The 20,537-nt window shown below is 71.5% G+C and carries 17 protein-coding genes; 9 read left to right on the top strand and 8 right to left on the bottom strand.

Annotation, left to right across the window (positions count from 1 at the left end; genetic code table 11):
- Positions 1–38 precede the first annotated feature (38 nt).
- The 3 genes from dxs to ACTOWY_RS28425 all read left to right on the top strand — a co-directional run bounded on the left by dxs (position 39) and on the right by ACTOWY_RS28425 (position 4,174).
- Entirely contained in the window at positions 39–2,027 is a 1,989-nt protein-coding gene (dxs, locus tag ACTOWY_RS28435) for a 1-deoxy-D-xylulose-5-phosphate synthase (RefSeq protein ID WP_441312679.1), read from the top strand.
- Between the two features lie 304 nt (positions 2,028–2,331).
- Positions 2,332–3,018: a response regulator transcription factor gene (locus ACTOWY_RS28430; RefSeq protein ID WP_247758584.1), complete on the top strand. Its 687-nt coding sequence runs from the start codon at positions 2,332–2,334 to the stop codon at positions 3,016–3,018.
- Between the two features lie 52 nt (positions 3,019–3,070).
- Entirely contained in the window at positions 3,071–4,174 is a 1,104-nt protein-coding gene (locus ACTOWY_RS28425; RefSeq protein WP_441312845.1) for a sensor histidine kinase, read from the top strand.
- A gap of 73 nt (positions 4,175–4,247) precedes the next feature.
- On the opposite strand, the gene ACTOWY_RS28420 is transcribed toward ACTOWY_RS28425, so the two are convergent.
- Together ACTOWY_RS28420 and ACTOWY_RS28415 are read right to left on the bottom strand one after the other, a co-directional pair.
- Positions 4,248–5,828, bottom strand: a complete 1,581-nt coding sequence (locus ACTOWY_RS28420) for a CehA/McbA family metallohydrolase (RefSeq protein WP_441312678.1) — start codon at positions 5,826–5,828, stop codon at positions 4,248–4,250.
- A gap of 71 nt (positions 5,829–5,899) precedes the next feature.
- Positions 5,900–6,832, bottom strand: a complete 933-nt coding sequence (locus ACTOWY_RS28415) for an AraC family transcriptional regulator (protein ID WP_441312677.1) — start codon at positions 6,830–6,832, stop codon at positions 5,900–5,902.
- 81 nt (positions 6,833–6,913) lie between these two features.
- On the opposite strand from ACTOWY_RS28415, the gene ACTOWY_RS28410 reads away from it, so the two are divergent.
- Positions 6,914–7,744, top strand: a complete 831-nt coding sequence (locus tag ACTOWY_RS28410; protein WP_441312676.1) for an NAD(P)H-binding protein — start codon at positions 6,914–6,916, stop codon at positions 7,742–7,744.
- Positions 7,745–7,803: 59 nt separating this feature from the next.
- Here ACTOWY_RS28410 and ACTOWY_RS28405 read toward each other — a convergent pair whose 3' ends face one another.
- The 4 genes from ACTOWY_RS28405 to ACTOWY_RS28390 form a co-directional block, all read right to left on the bottom strand.
- A complete protein-coding gene (locus tag ACTOWY_RS28405; protein ID WP_441312675.1) occupies positions 7,804–9,918 on the bottom strand; it encodes a 3-hydroxyacyl-CoA dehydrogenase NAD-binding domain-containing protein in 2,115 nt (704 codons plus the stop codon).
- Positions 9,915–11,156, bottom strand: coding sequence for a thiolase family protein (locus ACTOWY_RS28400; protein WP_441312674.1), 1,242 nt, complete (start codon positions 11,154–11,156; stop codon positions 9,915–9,917). The genes ACTOWY_RS28405 and ACTOWY_RS28400 overlap by 4 nt, the downstream gene beginning before the upstream one ends.
- 475 nt (positions 11,157–11,631) lie before the next feature.
- Entirely contained in the window at positions 11,632–12,918 is a 1,287-nt protein-coding gene (locus ACTOWY_RS28395; protein ID WP_441312673.1) for an HRDC domain-containing protein, read from the bottom strand.
- Between the two features lie 236 nt (positions 12,919–13,154).
- Entirely contained in the window at positions 13,155–13,871 is a 717-nt protein-coding gene (locus ACTOWY_RS28390; RefSeq protein ID WP_185002827.1) for a response regulator, read from the bottom strand.
- 254 nt (positions 13,872–14,125) lie between these two features.
- On the opposite strand from ACTOWY_RS28390, the gene ACTOWY_RS28385 reads away from it, so the two are divergent.
- Positions 14,126–15,169 carry a dipeptidase gene (locus ACTOWY_RS28385; RefSeq protein WP_441312672.1) on the top strand — a complete coding sequence of 348 codons (1,044 nt, stop codon included), beginning with the start codon at positions 14,126–14,128 and terminating at the stop codon, positions 15,167–15,169.
- A gap of 52 nt (positions 15,170–15,221) precedes the next feature.
- Here ACTOWY_RS28385 and ACTOWY_RS28380 read toward each other — a convergent pair whose 3' ends face one another.
- Entirely contained in the window at positions 15,222–15,785 is a 564-nt protein-coding gene (locus ACTOWY_RS28380) for a DUF3000 domain-containing protein (protein ID WP_247758574.1), read from the bottom strand.
- A gap of 96 nt (positions 15,786–15,881) precedes the next feature.
- On the opposite strand from ACTOWY_RS28380, the gene hemE reads away from it, so the two are divergent.
- Genes hemE through ACTOWY_RS28360 form a run of 4 tightly spaced genes read left to right on the top strand, consistent with a single transcriptional unit; the run spans position 15,882 to position 19,750 of the window.
- Positions 15,882–16,958, top strand: coding sequence for a uroporphyrinogen decarboxylase (hemE, locus tag ACTOWY_RS28375; RefSeq protein ID WP_441312671.1), 1,077 nt, complete (start codon positions 15,882–15,884; stop codon positions 16,956–16,958).
- Entirely contained in the window at positions 16,955–18,418 is a 1,464-nt protein-coding gene (gene hemG, locus ACTOWY_RS28370) for a protoporphyrinogen oxidase (RefSeq protein ID WP_441312670.1), read from the top strand. The genes hemE and hemG overlap by 4 nt, the downstream gene beginning before the upstream one ends.
- A complete protein-coding gene (hemQ, locus tag ACTOWY_RS28365; RefSeq protein ID WP_247758571.1) occupies positions 18,406–19,101 on the top strand; it encodes a hydrogen peroxide-dependent heme synthase in 696 nt (231 codons plus the stop codon). The genes hemG and hemQ overlap by 13 nt, the downstream gene beginning before the upstream one ends.
- Before the next feature lie 16 nt (positions 19,102–19,117).
- Positions 19,118–19,750, top strand: a complete 633-nt coding sequence (locus ACTOWY_RS28360) for a methyltransferase domain-containing protein (protein WP_441312669.1) — start codon at positions 19,118–19,120, stop codon at positions 19,748–19,750.
- Positions 19,751–19,763: 13 nt separating this feature from the next.
- Here the strand turns inward: ACTOWY_RS28360 and ACTOWY_RS28355 are convergent, their stop codons facing one another.
- A complete protein-coding gene (locus tag ACTOWY_RS28355; RefSeq protein WP_441312668.1) occupies positions 19,764–20,327 on the bottom strand; it encodes a TetR/AcrR family transcriptional regulator in 564 nt (187 codons plus the stop codon).
- Positions 20,328–20,537 lie beyond the last annotated feature (210 nt).

Genomic DNA, 20,537 nt, shown 5'->3' with positions numbered 1-20,537 from the left:
GGATGACAGGCGAGCTACAGCGTAACGAGGGGTGTGAGGTGCAACTACTCGAATCCGTGCGTAGCCCGGCGGATCTGAAACGGATGAGCCAGGAGGAGCTGGCCCTGCTGGCCGCGGAGATCCGCGCGTTCCTGGTGGACAAGGTCTCGCGTACCGGCGGGCACCTGGGTCCCAATCTGGGCGTGGTCGAGATCACCCTCGCCATTCACCGGGTCTTCGACTCCCCGCACGATGCCGTGCTGTTCGACACCGGGCACCAGTCCTACGTGCACAAGATGGTCACCGGCCGCCTTGACGGCTTCGACAAGCTGCGCCAGCGCGGCGGGCTCTCCGGCTACCCGAGCCGCTCCGAGAGCGAGCACGACCTGGTCGAGTCCAGCCACGCCTCGACCGCGCTGTCCTACGCCGATGGCCTGGCCACCGCGTTCAAGCTCTCCGGCAAGCGGCGGCACGTGGTCGCGGTGGTCGGCGACGGCGCGCTCACCGGCGGTATGTGCTGGGAAGCGCTGAACAACATCGCGGGTGACAAGTCCCGGCCACTGGTGATCGTGGTCAACGACAACGGCCGGTCCTACTCGCCGACCATCGGCGGCCTGGCCGACCACCTCGCCTCCCTGCGGCTGCGGCCCGGGTACGAGCGCGCGCTGGAAAGCGGCAAGCGGACCCTGCAGAACACCCCGGTCGTCGGCAAGCCGCTCTACGCGGCCCTGCACGCGGCCAAGCGCGGCATCAAGGACGCGCTGAGCCCGCAGGTGATGTTCGAGGACCTGGGCCTGAAGTACTTCGGCCCGGTGGACGGGCACGACCAGCAGGCCTTCGAGGCCGCGCTGGAGCGGGCCAAGGCCTTCGGCGGCCCGGTCATCGTGCACGCGGTCACCCAGAAGGGCCGCGGCTACGCCCCCGCGGAGAACCACGTCGCCGACGTCATGCACGCCATCGGCGTGATCGACCCGGTCACCGGCAAGGCCACCAAGAAGAAGGCCGCCGACTGGACCGGCGTCTTCGCCAGCGAGATCGTCAAGATCGGCGCCGAGCGCGAGGACGTGGTGACCATCACCGCCGCGATGCTCGGCCCGACCGGCCTGGCCAAGTTCGCCGAGACCTACCCCGGCCGCTGCCTGGACGTGGGCATCGCCGAACAGCACGCGATGACCGCCGCGGCCGGCCTGGCCATGGGCGGCATGAAGCCGGTGTTCGCGGTCTACTCGACCTTCCTCAACCGGGCCTTCGACCAGCTGCTGATGGAGGTCGCGCTGCACAAGCAGCCGGTGTCCATCGTGCTGGACCGCTCGGGCGTCACCGGCGACGACGGCGCCAGCCACAATGGCATGTGGGACCTGTCCATCCTCGGCATCGTGCCGGGCATGCGGGTCGCGGTGCCGAGGGACGCGGTCACCCTGCGCGAGGAACTGCGCGAGTCGGTGGCCATCGACGACGGCCCGTCCGCGATCCGCTACGGCAAGGGCGCGGTGATCGAGGAGATCCCCGCACTCGAACGGATCGGCGTGGTCGACGTGCTGCGCCGCCCGGCCGAGGGCGAGGGCAAGGACGTGCTGCTGGTCGCGGTCGGCTGCTTCGCCGAGCTGGCCCTGGAAGCGGCGCAGCGGCTGTCCGATCAGGGCGTCGGAGTGACCGTCGTCGACCCGCGGTGGGTTGTTCCCGTTCCCACCGAACTGGTCGCGATGGCCGCCGAGCACCGCCTCGTGGTCACCGTCGAGGACGCGGGCCGCCACGGCGGCTTCGGCTGGGCGACCTCGGCCGCGCTGCGCGATGCCAACCTGGACGTGCCACTGCGCGACCTGGCCATCCCGCAGCGCTTCCTGGATCACGCCTCGCGTAACCAGGTGCTGGCCGACCTGGGGCTCACCGCCCAGGACGTGGCCCGCCGGGTGACCGAGTGGACCGCGGAGTACCTCGGCGAGGACGCCGAGCAGGACACCCCGGCCGAGGCGTCCGCGCCGCAGGCCAAGGAGTCCACTGTGGACAAGACCTCGGCCAGCCGGTCGCGCAAGCGCCCGCAGAGCTGAGTCTCCGCTCACAGCAACCATCGGCCCGTCCCCGCGTCCCGGGGGCGGGCCGATGGCGTGCTCAGCCAATCCTCAGCTCATCGACAGGGTGTCGACAGCCCAGGGCCGTGTCCGTGGCACCACGCCCGCGCTAGCCGCGCCGAAATGCCTGCTGGCGGCACGTCCGAAGCACCCGAATACGCCCGGTATGAGGGCGCTCCGGCCGCACCGCCAGCCGACATTTCGATCACGACTTTCGCAGACGCGGCGCCACGGACACGGCCCAAGCGTCCACAGTGGTCCGCGGCCGTGGCATCGTGGTGGGGTGCGGATCCTGATTGTGGAGGACGAACAGCCCCTGGCCGACGCCATCGCGCGCGGACTGCGCCGGGAGGGCATGGCCGTGGACGTGGCCTACGACGGGGAGTCGGGGCACGAGAAGTCCGCGGTGACCAGGTACGACGTCGTGGTGCTCGACCGGGACCTGCCCGGCATGTCCGGCGACGAGCTGTGCAGGCAGATCGTCGACTCCGGCGCGCTCACCCGGGTGATCATGCTGACCGCGAGTGGCACCGTGCAGGACCGCGTTTCCGGCCTGTCTCTCGGCGCCGATGACTACCTGGCCAAGCCCTTCGCCTTCCCCGAACTGGTCGCCAGGGTCCGGGCGCTGGGCCGCCGGGCCACCCCGGCCATGCCGCCGGTGCTCACCGTGGCCGACGTGGTGCTCAACCCGGCCCGGCGCAGCGTGCAGCGGGCCGGTGCGCCGGTCGAGCTGACCCGCAAGGAGTTCGGCGTGCTGGAGGTCCTGCTCGCCGCGGGCGGGGCCGTGGTCAGCAGCGAGGAGTTGCTGGAACGGGTGTGGGATGAGAACGCCGACCCGTTCACCACCACCGTGCGGGTCACCGTGATGACGCTGCGCAAGAAGCTCGGCGAACCGGGCATCATCGAAACCGTGGTCGGCTCCGGCTACCGGGTGCCGGTCAACGCCGGAGCGGAGCCCGCTGATTCCTGACACCCAGCCGGCCGCCGAGGCCGGGGCGCTGCGCCGCCGCCGCGGCCCGGGGCTGCGGGTGCGGCTCACCCTGCTGGCGACCTCCCTGGTGGCGGCCGTCAGCCTGCTGCTGCTCTGGCTGGGCTGGATGCTGGTCGGCGGGGTGGTGGACCAGTACCCGACCTTCCCGCCGAACGCCAAGATCCGGGTGCTCGGCCAGGACCTGCCGCCCTCCCAGGTGCACGAGATCCTCAAGGACAACGCGCGTGACGTCGTGCTCAACTCCGGCGCGATCGCCTTCGTGTGCATGGTGCTGGCCACCGCGATCCTGGCCTGGGCGCTGACCGGCCGGGTGCTGCGGCCACTGCACGAGGTCACCCACACCGCGCACCGGCTCTCCGTGGAGTCCATGGACGAGCGCATCGCGCTGCGCGGCCCCCGGGACGAGGTGGCCGAACTCGCCGACACCTTCGACGCCATGCTGGACCGGCTGCAGGCCGCCTTCGAGTCCCAGCGCCGCTTCGTGGCCAACGCCAGCCACGAACTGCGGACGCCGCTGGCCGTGGTGCGCACCGAACTCGACGTCACCCTGGCCGACCCGGACGCCGACGCAGCCGAGCTGCGCCGGATGGCGGGCGTGGTCCGCACCGCCACCCTCCGCGCCGAACACCTGGTCGAAGCCTTGCTGCTACTCGCCCGCACGGACGCGGTCGGCGTCTCCGTCCGCGAACCCGTCGACCTGTCCGCGGTCGTGCACAGCGCCTGGTCCGCCGCCCGCGCCGCCGCCCAGGACCGCGCCCTGCACACCGAGTTCCACACCCCCGCCGTGCAAGCCGTCGGCGACCCGGTGCTGCTGGAGCGGCTGGCGGGGAACCTGCTGGAGAACGCGGTCCGGCACAACGTGGACGGCGGCTGGATCAAGGTCCGCACCGAGGCCGACTCGAAGCGCGCGACGCTGCGGGTGACCTCCTCGGGCGGTCAGATCTCCCTGGAACGGGTGGCCGAGCTGTTCGAGCCGTTCCGCCGCGGCGGCGCCGAACGCACCGCCCACCGCGGCGCCGGGCTGGGGCTGTCCATCGTCCGCTCCGTGGTGCAGGCCCACGGCGGCGAGGTCACCGCCGACCCCGTCCCCGGCGGCGGCCTCGACGTCACGGTGACCCTGCCGATCGCGCCCTGACCACCAGTTGGGCAAACCGGGCGTACCAGTTGGGCCAACTCGGCGTACGACAACGGCCAACACTCGGGTGGGGTCAGCGGACGTCGATGAACACCGGGTTCGCGTAGCACCACAGGTCCTGCCACGGGTTGGCCTCGCCGCGCACGTCCTGGATCGGCTCGAGGCCGCCCGGGGTGTGCCGCCTGCCGTCGGTGCCGCGGGCCCGGAGGTAGAAGGACTCCCGGACATCGCGGAAGGTGTGCCGGAACCCGACCACGTGCCCGGCGCGGAACCGCGGCTCGAAGGAGCGGGCCACCGTGGTCTCCGGCGCGCGCAGGCGCTGCCGGTCGGCCGTCTTGCCGGTGACCGCGCCGCGGACCAGGTCCAGCCGGGCCAGTCTGGGCACCTCGCCGCCGGAGTGCGGGCGGGCGGCCAGCCGGGCCAGCACCACCACGGTGATGTCCGTGCCGCGCCGTACCCGCAGCCGTCCGCCCATCCCGACCGGCCAGGACAGCCGGTCCTCGGCGAAGACATGCGTCTCCAGCTGCTGCACCAGGCCGCCGTGGCTGACGAAGGTCCGGCCGGCCCGCAGGCCGTCCATGACGCCCCGGTAGCTGCGCTCGGTCGCGCCGACCACGGTGCGGCTGAACTCGCCGGGGTAGAAGTCGCAGTAGGGCGGCTGGGTCTGCACCGGGCCGCCGGGGAGCGGGTCCAGGTGCTTGCCGACCCGGTCGTACAGGTCTCCCGCCTCGGGCTGGCGGATGATGGTGTCGCGGAAGTTGAAGTGGCTGTCGGAGTTGCTGGTGATCCACCAGTTCCGGCCCTCGGCCAGCAGCGAGTCCCACAGGCCGCCCAGGGTGGCGCTCATCCAGTCGAAGCCGCCGAAGGTGCGGTAGGCCTCGGCCGGGAAACCGGGCCAGGAGTCGCCGCCGGGGGAGTTGCCGTAGCCGCCGCGGTGACCGCCGCTGCCCTCCGGCTTGGGGTGGCCGTCGCCCTGGGCGCCGGGCGCGCCCTCCATGCCGATCACCACTCCGGGGGCGGCGTCGTGCCAGTTGCGCAGCTCCGCGGGGGCGATCCGGCCGTTGCGGGACGGGTGGTTCACCACGACCAGTCCGCCGCGTTTGTCCAGCCAGTGCAAGGCTTCCAGCGCCTTGGCCTCGTTCGCGGGGGTGCTCGCGCCGGTGTTGGTCAGCCGGGAGTCGAAGGTGCGCTCGAACTCGCGCAGCAGCGCGGCCTCGTCCCGGCTGGGCGGCAGGAACACCGTGGCGTGCTCGGCCGCGGGCATGTTCCACTCCAGACCCTGCCACAGCAGCAGGCCGGGGTGCCTGCGCCGGGCGGCCACGATGTCGGCGTGCGCCGGTTCCACCGAGTTCGCCTCGTGCGCGACGTGCCCGTGGTCGGAGAAGACCAGCCACTCCGCGCCGTGCCGCCGCGCGCCCGCCACCACCTGGTCCACGGTGTACATCGCGTCGTTGGAGTACTGGGTGTGGATGTGGTGATCACCCACCAGCCAGCGGTGCGCGCCCGGCAGCCGGGGCAGCCCCAGGTCCAGCTCAAGATCGAGGTCGACGTTCAGGCCGACCCCCGCGTTCGCCGTGCCCGCGCCGAGCAGCGGCGCACCCACCGCGGCCGCACCCACACCGCGCAAAAACCCGCGGCGACCTACCTCACCCATCCTGACCTCCTGGTTGGCCCGGGTGACGGTAAACAGCCGAGATGACCGGCAGGTGGACTCGGTGGAAACGTTTAACCGGCGGCTCGGTGCACGGACGGACTGACCCCCCTGGTGCGCTTGAACGCCGAGCTGAAGGCGAACCCGTCCGCGTAGCCGACCCGCCGGGCCACCCTGGCCACCGTCTCGTCCGGATCACGCAGCAGGTCCGCGGCCAGCGCCATCCGCCAGCCGGTCAGGTAGGTCAGCGGCGGCTCGCCGACCAGTTCGGTGAACCGGCGGGCCAGCGTCGCCCTGGACACCCCGACCTCCCCGGCCAGCGCCGCCACCGTCCAGGCCCTGGCCGGATCGGCGTGCAGGGCGCGCAGCGCGGCCCCGGCCACCGGATCGCTCAGCGCCAGGTACCAGGCGGGCGGGTTGGCCTCGGGCATGGTGAACCAGCAGCGCATGGACAGCACCAGCAACAGGTCCAGCAGCCGGTCCAGCACCAGCTGCTGACCGGGCTCCTCGCTGTCAATCTCCAGTTCCAGGATGCGCAGCAGCGCGCACGGACCCTGGTCATCGGGCAGCACCACCAGCGGCGGCAACGCGCTGAGCAGCCGCTCGCTGATGTCCCCGTGCACCTGGTAGGCGGCGCTGATCAGCACCGCCGGACCGGTCGGCGCCTCGCCGAAGGTGCGCGGGCCCAGGCACAGCTGCTCGCAGAGATCGGTGCCGTCCGGGCGCACGCAGCGCTCCGCGTCCAGCACGATCACCCCGGCCGGGGTGTCCGGCTGGTCGGCCACCTTGTACACCTGTGGACCGCGCACCAGCGCCACGTCCCCGGCCCGCAGCAGCCGCGGCTCGCCGTGCTCGGGCACGATCCACGCCTCGCCGCTGAGCAGCGTGCACAGGGTCAGCCGGGCCGGGTTGCGGAACTCCAGCCCCCACGGCGGACTCATGATCGACCGGCTGAACAGCGCACCCCGCGCCCGCACTCCCTGCAACAGGTCAGCCAACGCGTCCATACCCTCACCTTAGACGGATGGACATGCGATCGAGCTTCCTGGCCATAGATCGTCTCAGTTTTCGCTGTTTGACTAGCGGACATGAGCAAGCAGACGATCTTGGTGCAGGCAGGGACCGGCAAGACCGGCAAGCGGGTGGCCCGGCTGCTGCGCGAACAAGGCCACACCGTGCGGGTGGCCTCCCGCTCGGGCGAGCCCCGGTTCGACTGGGCGGAGGAGTCCACCTGGGGACCGGCGCTGGCCGGGGTGGACGCGGTGTACGTGGTGCCGCTGGACGCCACCGGCGAGGAGCACGAGCAGCTGACCCGGTTCGTGCGCCAGGCCACCGCCGCCGGGGTGCGCAGGCTGGTGATGCTCTCCGCGCGGGACATCGACACCTTCGAGGGGGAGAACTCCCTCGCCGCCGAGCGCGCCGTGCGGGAGAGCGGGGTGGCCTGGACCATCCTGCGGCCGGGCTGGTTCAACCAGAACTTCGACGAGGACTACTTCGACGAGGCGGTGCGGGCCGGTGAGGTGCTGCTGGCCACCGGGGACGGCCTGGAGCCGTTCATCGACGCCGAGGACATCGCCGAGGTCGCGGTGGCCGCGTTCACCCAGGACGGCCACGACGGGCAGATCTACGACCTCTCCGGCGCCGAGCTGCTGACCTTCCCGCAGGCGGTGGGCATCATCGCCGCCGAGCTGGGCCGGGAGATCCGGGTGGTCGACCTGGCCCCGGCCGCCTACGCGGACAAGCAGGTCGAGCTGGGCATGCCGAGGGAGTTCGCGGAGCTGATCGCCGGGCTGTACCAGCGGATCCGGGAGGGCAAGGAAGCCCACCTCTCCGACGGCGTGCAGCGGGTGCTGGGCCGCGAGCCGCGTTCCTTCGCCGCCTACGTCAAGAACGCGGTCGCGGCGGGTTCCTGGAGCTGATCGCCGAAATGGGGCGCCCCCGCGACGGGAGGCGCCCCATTCGACGTACCGGGTCCTGGTCAGGCGGTGGGCACGCTGGCCACGCCGGGGGCCAGGAACCGCTTGCCGGTGACCTTCTCCGAGATGCCGGTCCGGTCCAGGTACGGCGTGATGCCGCCCAGCCAGAACGGCCAGCCCGCGCCGAGGATCATGCACAGGTCGATGTCCTGCGCCTCGGCCACCACGCCCTCGTCGAGCATGATCCGGATCTCCTGGGCCAGCGCCTCCAGGGCCCGGTTCTTGACCTCGTCACCGGTCAGCGGCTTGTCGCCGAACTCCCAGAGCGCGGTGACCTCGGGGTCCACGCTCTGCTTGCCCTGGGCGTCCCACTGCCAGACGGCGGCCTTGCCCGCGGCCACGAACTTCTTCATGTTCGCGCTGACGGTGAACCGGTCCGGGAACGCGTGGTGCATGGTCTCCGAGACGTGCAGCGCGACCGCGGAGCCCACCAGCTGCAGCAGGATCATCGGGGTCATCGGCAGGCCGAGCGGGTCGGTGGCCTGGTCGGCGACCTCGAAGGAGGTGCCCTCGTCCACGGAGTTGATGACCTCGCCCATGAACCGGGTGAGCAGCCGGTTGACCACGAACGCGGGCGCGTCCTTGACCAGCACGCTGGACTTCTTCAGCTCCTTGCCGACCGCGAAGGCGGTGGCCAGGGTCGCGTCGTCGGTCTGCTCGGCGCGCACGATCTCCAGCAGCGGCATGACCGCGACCGGGTTGAAGAAGTGGAAGCCGACGACCCGCTCCGGGTGCGCCAGCTTGCTCGCCATGTCGGTGATGGACAGCGAGGAGGTGTTGGTGGCCAGCACGCACTCGGCGGAGACGTGCTGCTCCACCTCGGCGAAGACCTGCTGCTTGACCGACAGCTCCTCGAAGACGGCCTCGATGACGAAGTCGGCGTCGGCGAAGGCGGCCTTGTCCAGTGAGCCGGAGACCAGCGCCTTGAGCCGGTTGGCCTCGTCGGCGGAGACCCGCTTCTTGCCAAGCAGCTTGTCGACCTCGCCGTGCACATAGCCGACGCCCTTGTCGACGCGGGCCTGGTCGATGTCGGTGAGCACCACCGGCACCTTGAGGCGGCGCGCGAACAGCAGCGCCATCTGGCTGGCCATCAGGCCCGCGCCGACGATGCCGACCTTGGTCACCGGGCGGGCCAGCTTGCGGTCCGGCGCGCCTGCCGGGCGCTTGGCCCGCTTCTGCACCAGGTTGAACGAGTACAGCCCGGCGCGCAGCTCATCGCTCATCACGACGTCCGCGAGGGCCTGGGTCTCGGCCGCGTAGCCCTTGGTCAGGTCGTTCTCGCGGGCCAGTGCCAGCAGCTCAAGGGCCTTGAGCGCACCGGGGGCCGCGCCCTTGGTCTTGCCGTGCACGATGGCCTTGGCCCGGGCCAGCGCCTGGTCCCAGCCCTCGCCGCGGTCGATCTCCTTGCGCGGCGGGGTGATCTCGCCGCCGAGCACCTTGGTCAGCCAGACCAGCGACTGCTCCAGGTAGTCCGCGGATTCCAGCACCACGTCCACGATGCCGAGCCCGGCGGCCTGCGCGGGCTTGAGCATCTTGTTCTGGTTCAGCGCGTTCTCGAAGATCACGGTGACCGCGTCGTTCGCGCCGATCAGGTTCGGCAGCAGCTGGGTGCCGCCCCAGCCGGGGAACAGACCGAGGAAGACCTCGGGCAGCGCCAGCGCCGCGGTGTTGCTGGACAGCGTGCGGTAGTGGCAGGACAGCGCCAGTTCCAGGCCGCCGCCCATGACCGCGCCGTTGACGAAGGCGAAGGTGGGGATCGCCGAGTCGGTGAAGCGGCGGAACACGTCGTGGCCGAGCTGGCCGATGGCCAGTGCCTGGTCCCGGGAGGTGGCCTTCTCCACCGCGGACAGGTCGGCGCCGACGGCGAAGATGAACGGCTTGCCGGTGACCGCGATGGCCGCCGGCCCAGCCTCGGTGGCCGCGGTGAAGGCGGCGTCCAGGCTGAGCAGGCTCTGCGGCCCGAAGGTGGACGGGCGGGTGTGGTCGTGCCCGTTGTCCAGGGTGATCAGCGCGACCGGCTTGTCCAGGCCGGGCACCCGCAGCAGGCGGGTGACCGCGTGCGTCACGACCTCGTCGGGGAAGAGGGCCTTGGCTTCCTCAAGGGTGAAGGTGCTCACTTTGCTTCCCCGTTCCACAGCGGGTTCTCCCAGATCACGGTGCCGCCCATGCCGATGCCGATGCACATGGTGGTGATGCCGTAGCGCACGTCGGGGCGCTCGGCGAACTGGCGGGACAACTGGGTCATCAGCCGCACGCCGGAGGAGGCCAGCGGGTGGCCGGTGGCGATCGCGCCGCCCCACTGGTTGACCCGAGGGTCGTCATCGGCGATGCCGAAGTGGTCCAGGAAGGCCAGCACCTGCACCGCGAACGCCTCGTTGACCTCGAACAGGCCGATGTCCTCGATGGACAGCCCGGCGATCCTGAGTGCCTTCTCGGTGGCGGGCACCGGTCCGACGCCCATGACCTCGGGCTCGACCCCGGCGAAGGAGTAGGCGACCAGGCGCATGCCGATGGGCAGGCCCAGCTCACGCGCGGTCTGCTCCTCGGCCAGGATGCAGCCGGTCGCGCCGTCGTTGAGCCCGGCCGCGTTGCCCGCGGTGATCCGGCCGTGCGGACGGAACGGGGTCTTCAGCTTGCCGAGGTCCTCGACCGTGGTGCCCGGCCGCGGCGGCTCGTCGGCCGAGGCCAGACCCCAGCCGTGCTCGGCGGAGCGGGTGGCGACGGTGACGAACTCGGGGCCGATCTTGCCGGCCTTGACCGCCGCGTCGTACTTGGCCTGCGAGGCCGCGGCGAAGGTGTCGGTGCGCGCCTTGGTCAGGTGCGGGAACCGGTCGTGCAGGTTCTCCGCGGTCTGCCCCATGACCAGCGCCGAGGTGTCGACCAGGCGGTCGGCCAGGAACCGAGGGTTCGGGTCCACGCCCTCACCCATGGGGTGCCGACCCATGTGCTCGACCCCGCCGGCGATGGCGATGTCGTAGGCGCCGAAGGCGATGCCGCCGGCGACCGTGGTCACCGCGGTCATCGCGCCCGCGCACATCCGGTCCACCGCGTACCCGGGCACCGACTTCGGCAGCCCCGCCAGCAACGCGGCGGTCCGCCCGATGGTCAGCCCCTGGTCGCCGATCTGCGTGGTCGCGGCGATGGCGACCTCGTCAACCCGCTCCGGCGGCAGCTCCGGATGCCGTCGCAGTAGTTCGCGGATGACCTTGACGACCATGTCGTCGGCGCGGGTCTCCGCGTAGATGCCCTTGGCACCGGCCTTGCCGAACGGCGTGCGAACGCCGTCGACGAAGACCACGTCCCGAACGGCGCGCGCGCTGGCGCTGCCGGGTTTCGCCGGCGCAGGTGCGACCACGGCGTGCTCCTCACTCAGTGCTGAACCCCTGACATCGGCCCGCGGCGGCTTCCGCTGCGCTGCTACCGGCCGGTAACACCACTCTAGCGCGTATTACTCACTGGTAACTACGGGGTTCGCGCTGTCGAGTGGGTCACACCGGTCTTTCGGCGCGGGCAGCTGTTCGCGTGCCAGGGGGCAGTGTGCAGGGGCTCCGCGAGAACCGCTGGTCGGCAGCTCGCGAACGCCGCCGAAAGTTGCTCGGGTGATCAGTGAGTGATCGATCGGTCACTGATGTGATCAGGGCATGAGCGGGAGGGCGACCCAGCTCACTGGCTGACCAGCAGCGCTACCTCGCGGCGTCGCTGCACGCCAATCCTCGCTAACATGAGGACACACCACCCGGTTCTCGTGCTTCACCGCACGGGGCCGGGTCTTTTTCTGCCCGGACTCAGACCGAGGTGGAGGCAGGCGCCTGCCCGCCCCCACCACCGCCTCAGTCCTGCTCCGTGGCCTTCTCCACTGCCTTCTCCGTCACCTTCGGCTGCGCCAGCAACGCCGTCGCCAGCAGCTCACCCACCTGCTCGATCTGCCAGTTCCGCGCCCCACCCGCGGCCAGCGCCGCGCGCACCGAGGCCAGGTCGATCTCCGCCGGTGGCTGCCAGCACAACCGGCGCACCAGGTCCGGCTGCGCCAGGTTCTCCACCGGCATCCGCAGTTGCTCGGCCAGCGTGGTCAGCGCGCCGCGCGCGGCCACCAGACGGGCCGCCGCGGCCGGGTCGCGCTCGGCCCAGCGGTTGGGGGGCGGCGGTCCGTCGTGCTGCGGGGAGGGGTCCGGGAGTTCGGACTTGGGGAGTTCGCGGGCCTCGTGCAGGGCGCCGGACCAGACGTCGGCCATCCGGCGCTGGGCACGGCCGCGGAAGACCGGCAGGGACAGCAGCTCGGCGTGGCCGGTGGGGTCGTGCAGGGCGGCCTCGACGATGGCGGAGTCCGGCAGGACGCGGCCGGGGGCGATGTCGCGTTGCTGGGCGATGGTGTTGCGGGCCTGCCAGAGCGAGCGGACCGCGGCGTACTGGCGCGGGCTGCGCAGGCGGTGGATGCCGGAGGTGCGGCGCCACGGTTCGGCGCGTGGCGGCGGCGGAGCGGCGGTGCGCACCGCCTCGAACTCCTCCAGGCCCCAGGCCAGCTTGTTCTGGCTGATCAGCTCGGCCTCCAGGGAGGCGCGCAGCTCCAGCAGCAGTTCGACGTCCAGGGCGGCGTAAGCCAGCCAGTCCGCGGGCAACGGCCTGCGGGACCAGTCGGCGGCGCCGTGGCCCTTCTCCAGCCGGAAGCCCAGCTGGCGTTCGACCAGGGCGCCGAGGGCCACCCGCTCGAACCCGGCCAGCCGTCCGGCCAGCTCGGTGTCGAACAGGGTCTCCGGACCCAGGCCAAGCTCGTGCAGGCACGGCAGGTCCTGGCTGGCGGCGTGCAACACCCACTCAGCGGGGTTGAGCACCTCGGCCAGCGCTTCCACCCGGCCATTGACCGCGACCGGGTCGATCAGCACCGTGCCGGCGCCCTCGCGGCGGATCTGCACCAGGTAGGCCCGCTGCGAGTACCGGTATCCGGAAGCACGTTCGGTGTCCACCGCGAATGGCCCCGTACCGGCGGCCAGCATCGCGGCGGCCCGCCTGACGCCATCGACGGTGTTGATGACATCAGGAACGCCACCGGAGGGGGTGGTGAGCAACGTCAGTTCCGGTTGCTCACCCGAGTCGTTGACAGCGGTTCGGCCTACATCCACGGCCGTGACCCTATGCGTCAACGGTGCGCTCAGACAGTCGAGATCCACTGAAGTAGGCTGACCGGCACGGTGCGCCAACCGGAAATTGCTGGTCAGAGGCTGATCCAACGCTTTCCGATCTTTCCGTACCGGCCAACCACACCCCGGTCGTCATGAGGTCCGGACTTCGTGTGCCGGGCGTGTCCGCGCTCTGCAACGCACCCGACCGCGAAACTCGAACCCCCTCGGCTGAGGAGTCAGCGGATAACGCCGGCACGCATGGCCAGCGCTACCATCTGAGCCCGGTCCCCGGTTCCCAGCTTGCGCCCTATCCGCGACAGGTGAGACTTCACCGTGAGCGCGGACAGGTTCAGTGCTTCGCCGATCTCCTTGTTCGAGCGGCCGTCGGCTACCAGCTGCAGCACTTCGACCTCTCGCGCGGAGAGTTCCCTCGGCGTGTTGTCCGTACCGGGCACCCTGGTTCCGGCAGCAAGCACCGGAGCCACGCTGGGATCGGCATAGACGCCACCCTCGAGGACCCTGCGCACCCCGTCGGTGACCACCATCGGCGAGGCGGACTTCAGCAGGTAGGCCTGAGCGCCTGCCTGGAAGGCCGCACGCACCGCGTACGGGTCATCGGAGGATGCCAGGACCACGATTCGTGGCCAGCCCTGGGCACGAAGTTCCGTGACCAGGTCAATGCCGCTCCCATCCGGAAGCCCGAGATCCAGTATCGCGAGATCGCATGGCCCCGTGGCCAGGGCACGCGCCCTCGCCTCGGCCACCGATGCGGCCTCGTGCACCGTGCCGGCTCCCATCTGCATCAGTCGAGCCGCAATGGCCTCCCTCAGCAATGGGTGGTCATCGACCACCAGCACCGAAAACAGCTCTTCCCGCGGGTGCGGGACCATGTTCGCCGGCAAAGTGCCGGCTGGCGTGGTTCGAACGGCCTGTCCTAAGCCGACGGCAGCCACGTCACTACCTCCCTGGAGTCGGTCGTGCCCCCCGACCGGCACCGGGACTTTCGACCGATCGGCCGCGCCACCGATCGACCGAAAGTGGTGTCGTCGGGAGGAGCGTAGCCGCCCAAGCGGGTCAGTGGGACGATCAATTGGGTATCTGTCCCGATCGGGTTGTCACTTTGACGTGGTCTGATCACACGATCGGGCGGTCCCTCGGATGGTGGTTAACGCCGGGCCGTACACAAACGACATGAAGGATTTGCACTATGCCGACCAGCGGGTCGTTAGGCCGTTCGCAGGAGCTTCTCCGGCGGGTTCCGCTCGTCGACGGGCACAACGATCTGCCGTGGGCGATCCGGGACAAAACGGGCGGGGACCTCACCGCGATCGAGCTGACCGTCGAGCAACCCGGTCTGCACACCGACCTCGTCCGGCTGCGCCACGGTGGCGTGGGCGCTCAGTTCTGGTCGGTCTACGTGCCGTGCCGCTTCCGCGAGCATCGCGCCGTGACGGCGGTGCTGGAACAGATCGAGCTGGTTCACGAGCTGGTCGAACGGTACCCCGAACAGCTCCGGCTCGCCCGGTCGGCGGCCGAGGTCCAGTCCGCCTTCGCCGACGGCCGGATCGCCTCCCTGCTCGGCGCCGAGGGCGGGCACTGCATCGGGGAGTCCCTCGGCGCGCTGCGGGCACTGTTTCGCCTGGGTGTGCGCTATCTGACGCTCACCCACAACGACAACACGCCGTGGGCCGACTCGGCCACCGACCAGCCCGCCGCGGGCGGTCTGACCGATTTCGGCCGCGAGGTCGTGCGCGAGATGAACCGCCTGGGCATGCTGGTCGACCTCTCCCATGTCGCGCCCAGCACCATGTGGCACGCGCTGGAGACCAGCGTCGCGCCGGTGATCTTCAGTCACTCCTCCTGCCGGGCGGTCACCGACCATCCGCGCAACGTGCCGGACGAGGTGCTGCGCGAGCTGCCCGGCAACGGCGGCGTGTGCATGATCACGTTCGTGCCCGCGTTCGTCTCGGCCGACCCGGTGCGCCGGGCCAGGCGGGCTGACGTCGTCGCACATCTGGAACACGCGCGCGAGATCGCGGGCATCGACCACATCGGATTGGGCGGCGACTACGACGGGACCGGCGAACTCCCGGACGGACTGGAGGATGTCTCCAGGTATCCGGAGTTGTTCGCCGACCTGATGGACCGCGGCTGGTCCGAGCCGGACCTGACCAAGCTGGCAGGCGGCAACGTGCTGCGGGTGCTGGAGCAGGCGGAGAAGGTCGCCGCCGAACTCCGCGGACCCGGCTGACGCCGCGCCGGCTGACTACCGGCTCCCGCCGCCGCCCGAGTGCTCGCGGTGGTCAGTCGCCCTTGCGCTGGCTGATCATCGCGATCCCCACCGGCGGCAGCCCGGCCGCGCTGGAGAGCAGCTCGCAGAAGGCCTCCGCGTGCGCGGCCAGCTCGGTGTCCCTCGCCGTCCAGGAAGCCCGTAGCTCCAGGTCATGGGTGCTGCTGGGCCCGGAGATGTCGCCGAAACGGGCCGAGGAGGTCTGGGTGACCGTGCCGCCCAGCGCGGTGAAGGCCGCCCCGGACAACTCCAGCGCCTCGGTCAGCCAGGACCAGCCGACCGCCGGTAGCAACGGGTCAGCGGCAAGCTCGGTGTCCAGCTCGGCCCGGACGTAGGCCACTAGTCGCAGCACCCCGTCCCAGGCTTCGGCCCCGTCCGGATCGTGCAACAGCACCAACCGGCCCGTGGCCAGCTCCCCGGCCGGTCCGTTGGCCTCGGCGCTGAGGGCGAAGCTCCATGGCGCGAGGCGTTGCGGGGCACGGACTTCGCCCAGCTCGACCTCGGGTCGTGGATGCATCGACCGCAACGCGGCAACAGCCTGCCGGAACACCTCGGGTTCACCCGATATCCCGGTCACGTTGGCGAACTCTAGGCCGCGCGGAGCGGGTGCGTCGGTAGCCACGCCGACGCCGGGCAAGAGCAGTCCTGAACCCGTGGGAACATGGGAGGCGAGATGACTAACGCTGCCCAGGTCTCGGCGCGTCGAGACCTTCCCGAAGCCCCGCTGCTGGTCGCCGCGCGTGGCGGCACGCCGAGCCGGACCCCGGTGTGGTTCATGCGCCAGGCCGGCCGTTCCCTGCCGGAGTACCGCAAGGTCCGCGAGGGCATTCCGATGTTGCGCTCCTGCTTCATGCCGGAGCTGGTCTGCGAGATCACCATGCAGCCGGTCCGGCGGCACGGGGTCGACGCGGCCATCCTGTTCAGCGACATCGTGGTGCCGCTGGCCGCCGCCGGGGTCGATCTGGACATCGTGCCCGGCACCGGCCCGGTGGTCGCGAACCCGGTCCGCTCGATCCACGACGTGGAGAAGCTGCCGGTGCTCGACCCCGAGCAGGTCGCCCCGGTCGCCGAGGCGGTCGGGCTGCTGACCGGGGAGCTGGGCGAGACGCCGCTGATCGGCTTCGCCGGCGCGCCGTTCACGCTGGCCTCCTATCTGATCGAGGGCGGGCCCAGTCGCAACCACGAGCGCACCAAGGCGCTCATGTACAGCGACCCGGCCGCCTGGCACGCGCTGCTCGGCCACCTCGCCGACATGGCGCTGACCTTCCTGTCCGTGCAGGTCCAGGCCGGAGTGGACGCGGTCCAGCTGTTCGACTCCTGGGCGGGCGCGCTCTCCGAACGGGACTACCGCGAGTTCGTGCTGCCGCATTCGGCGAAGGTCTTCGCCGGGCTGGCCGAGGCGGGCGTGCCGCGGATCCACTTCGGCGTGGGCACCGGTGAGCTGCTGGTGGCCATGCGCGAGGCGGGCAACGATGTGGTCGGCGTGGACTGGCGGGTGCCGCTCGACCAGGCGGTCAACCGCCTGACCAGCGCCCGGCCGGACCTGCCCAAGCCGGTGGTGCAGGGCAACCTGGACCCGGCCGTGCTCTTCAGCGGCGAGGACGTGCTCGCGCGCGAGATCAACCGGATCGGCGCCGAGGGCAGGGCCGCGGCCGGGCACATCTTCAACCTGGGCCACGGCGTGCTGCCGGAGACCGACCCCGGGAAGATCACCCGCGCGGTCGAGCTGGTGCACGGCCTGCGGCCATGACCAGCGTGCCGCAGCGGGTCGCGGTGATCGGCGGCGGCATCGCCGGGCTCACCGTGGCGCACCGGCTCCGCGGCCTGCTCGGCGAGCAGGTCCGGGTCACCGTGCTGGAGCAGACCGACCGGCTCGGCGGCAAGCTGCGCACCGAGGAGCTGGCGGGCGGGCCGGTGGATGTGGGCGCGGAGGCCTTCGTCACCCGCCGCACCGAGGGCCTGGAGCTGGTCACCGAACTCGGCCTGACCGAGGACCTGCGGCATCCGCTGCGGGCGGCCCCGACCATCCGGGCGGGCGGGGCCACCCGGCCGCTGCCGCCGCGCACCTTCCTGGGTGTGCCCGCCGAACCGGCCCTGCTGCGCGAGGTGCTCAGCGCGGACGGCTTCGCCAGGGCGATGGCCGAACCGGAGCTGCCGCCGCTGCGCCCGGACGGGCCCGGGTGGGACGCCACGGTCGCGGACCTGCTCGGCACCCGGTTCGGGCCGGAGGTGGTGGACCGGCTGGCCGAACCACTGCTCGGCGGGGTCTACGCGGGCCGCGCCGAGGGTCTCGGCGTGCGCGCCACGATGGCGCCGCTGGTCGACGCCCTGGAACGCGGCGCGGGCTCGCTGACCGCCGCGGCCGCCCAGACGCTCGGGCCGGGCCCCAAAGCCGGCGAGACCCGGCCGCCGGTGTTCGGCACCCTCACCGGTGGCCTGGGTGACCTGGTCGACCGGCTGGCCGAGACCTCGGGTGCGGAGCTGCGGCTGGGCGTGACCGTGCGCGGACTGCGCCGCAGCGCCGAGGGCTGGCGCCTCGAATTGGGTTCGGCGGCCAGTCCGGAATTCCTGGACGCCGACGCCGTGGTGCTGGCCGTGCCGGCCCCGGCCGCGCGCAAACTGCTCGCCGAGGACGTCCCGGCCGCCGCCGCGGCTTACGGGCGGATCGAGGTCTCCTCGATGGCGGTGCTCGCCCTCGCGCTGCCGCCGGGCACAGAACTGCTGACCGCGTCCGGAGTTCTGCTGGCCGTCGGCGAGAAACACGCGGACGGCACGCCGTTCACCGCCAAGGCGTTCACCTTCTCCAGCCGCAAGTGGGGCCACTTCGCCGAGCGCGGCACCCTGCTGCGCGCCTCGGTCGGCCGCTTCGGCGAGACCGCCACCCTGCAGCGCGACGATGACGAGCTGATCGCCGCGGTGCGCGCGGACCTGGCCGAACTGACCGGCGTGCGGGCCGGGCCGGTGGACGCGGTGGTGCGGCGCTGGGGCGGCGGACTGCCGCAGTACGCGCTCGGGCACACCGCGACGGTGGCCGCGATCGAGGCCGCCGTGGCCGAGGTGCCGGGGCTGGCCGTGGCGGGCGCGAGCCTGCACGGGGTGGGCATTCCGGCGTGCATCGCGACCGGGCAGGCCGCGGCGACCCGTGTCGCCACTCACCTGGCCGTCGCCCGCCGCCCGACTGGTGCGAGTATGGGGACATGGCCCGCCTGAACTACAACGAACTCAACGACACCATCCGGTACACCATGTGGTCGGTCTTCCGGATCCAGCAGGGCGCCCTGCCCGAGGACCGCGCGCAGGCCGGGGCGGCCACCGCGGAGTACCTGGAGTCGTTGGAGGGCAAGGGCGTTGTCGTCCGCGGCGTCTACGACGTCGCCGGGCTGCGCGCCGACGCCGACTTCATGATCTGGTGGCACGCCGAGGAGATCGAGCAGGTGCAGGAGGCCTACAACGGCTTCCGCCGCACCACTCCGCTCGGCCGCGCCAGCACCCCGGTGTGGAGCAACGTGGCGCTGCACCGGCCCGCGGAGTTCAACCGCAGCCACATCCCGGCGTTCCTGGCCGGGGAGGAGCCGCGCAAGTACATCTGCGTGTATCCGTTCGTGCGCTCCTACGAGTGGTACCTGCTGCCGGAGGAGGAGCGTCGCAAGATGCTCGCCGACCACGGCAAGGAAGCCCGCGACTACCCGGACGTGCGGGCCAACACGGTGGCCTCCTTCGCCCTTGGCGACTACGAGTGGATGCTGGCCTTCGAAGCGGATGAGCTGCACCGGATCGTCGACCTCATGCGGCACCTGCGCGGCACCGAGGCGCGGCTGCACGTGCGCGAGGAGATCCCGTTCTACACCGGCACCCGGCTTCCGGTCGCCGACCTGATCACCAACCTGCCCTAGCCCCTGGAAAGTGTTGATGCGCAAGGCAGTTCGCGTCGCCGTAGCCGCGGGAGCCTGGACGGCCCTCGCCGGTGCCACCTGGTTCGCGCTGGCCAGGCTGGCCACCGCGGTGAGCCTGCGGCGCGGCGCCGAACTGCAGCGCTGGCGCTGGCTACACGAGCTGCTGCCCCTGCATCTGCGCCGGTTCCTGCTGGTCACCGCCGGGGTGGACGAGTCGGTGCCCGCCCTGCGCAGTGTGCTGGCCCCCGCCCGCGGGTTGGTGGTGGACGTGATCGCGCACCGGCGGGCCGTGGTCAGCCTGCTCCGCCCCGAGACGGTGCGGGTGGTCCCGGCCCGCCCGGAATCGCTGCCCGGCAGGCCGGGTTCGGTGGATGTGGTGCTGGCCGTGTTCGCCGCGCACGAGCTACGCGAACCGGCCGAGCGTGAGGCGTTGTTCGCCGAGGCCAGGAGGCTGCTCAGCGCGGACGGCCGGATGGTGCTGATCGAACAGCACCGGACCGTGCGCACGCTGGCCGCGTTCGGGCCAGGGGCGTGGCAGTTCTACCCGAGCCAGGAGTGGCGGCGGGCGGCGGCGCTGGCCGGGCTGAAGGTGGTCGCCACGCGGCAGGTGAGCCCGTTCGTCACCGGCTGGGCCCTGGCCGCAGGCTGAGCCGCGCGCTCGGTCAGTAGTGCCGGATGCCCGCGGACAGGGTTTCCGCCCAGGGCGCGTCCACCTGCTCGGCGCCCATCGCCACCACCAGGTGGCAGAGGGCTCCGCGGGAGAAGAACTCCTGGACCTGGTGGCCGGTGCCGCCGGAGGCGTCCCGGACGTACTCGACCAGCTGCGCGTAGCCGCGCCGCACCGCTGCCCGCACGAGTTCGTCGGAGGCGGCCGCGGCCTGGGCGTGCAGCTGCAGCAGCAACAGGTCGCGGTCGGCGACCAGGCGGGCGTAGGCCTCGCCCATGGCGCTGAGCACGACTTCGGGCGCACTCGCCTCGACCGCGGCCGCGCCTTGGGTGAGGGCTTCCTGGATCTGGTCGAAGCATCGTTGGACGACGGCCACGAACAGCGCCTCCTTGTTGGGGAAGAGGCGGTAGATGTAGGCCTGGGAGATCCCGGCGAGCTTGGCGACCTCGGTGGTGGTGGTGCCGTAGTAGCCCTTGGCCGCGAACGCGCCGACCGCGGTGCGCAGTACGGTCTCCCGCCGTTCGTCGGCCGTGGAGAGGACTCGTCCGGTGGGGGTCATGTGAGTAATAAACCACTCACACTTGGCGTGGTCAAGTCGTGGATCAAGGGCAAGGGCAAGGGCGAGGATCAAGGGCGAAGGTCAAGATCAAGGGCGTCCTCGCCGGACGCTGGTGTTTTAACCCTGGGGTGGCCGGATTTTGACATGGGCACGACCACCACTTGATCATCTTCGGGTTCCTACCACAGAGCACGAAGACGAAAGCGATGG

The sequence above is a fragment of the Crossiella sp. CA198 genome (assembly GCF_052078295.1).
Taxonomy (GTDB): Bacteria; Actinomycetota; Actinomycetes; order Mycobacteriales; family Pseudonocardiaceae; genus Crossiella.
This window is presented reverse-complemented; position numbering and strand designations above follow the sequence as displayed.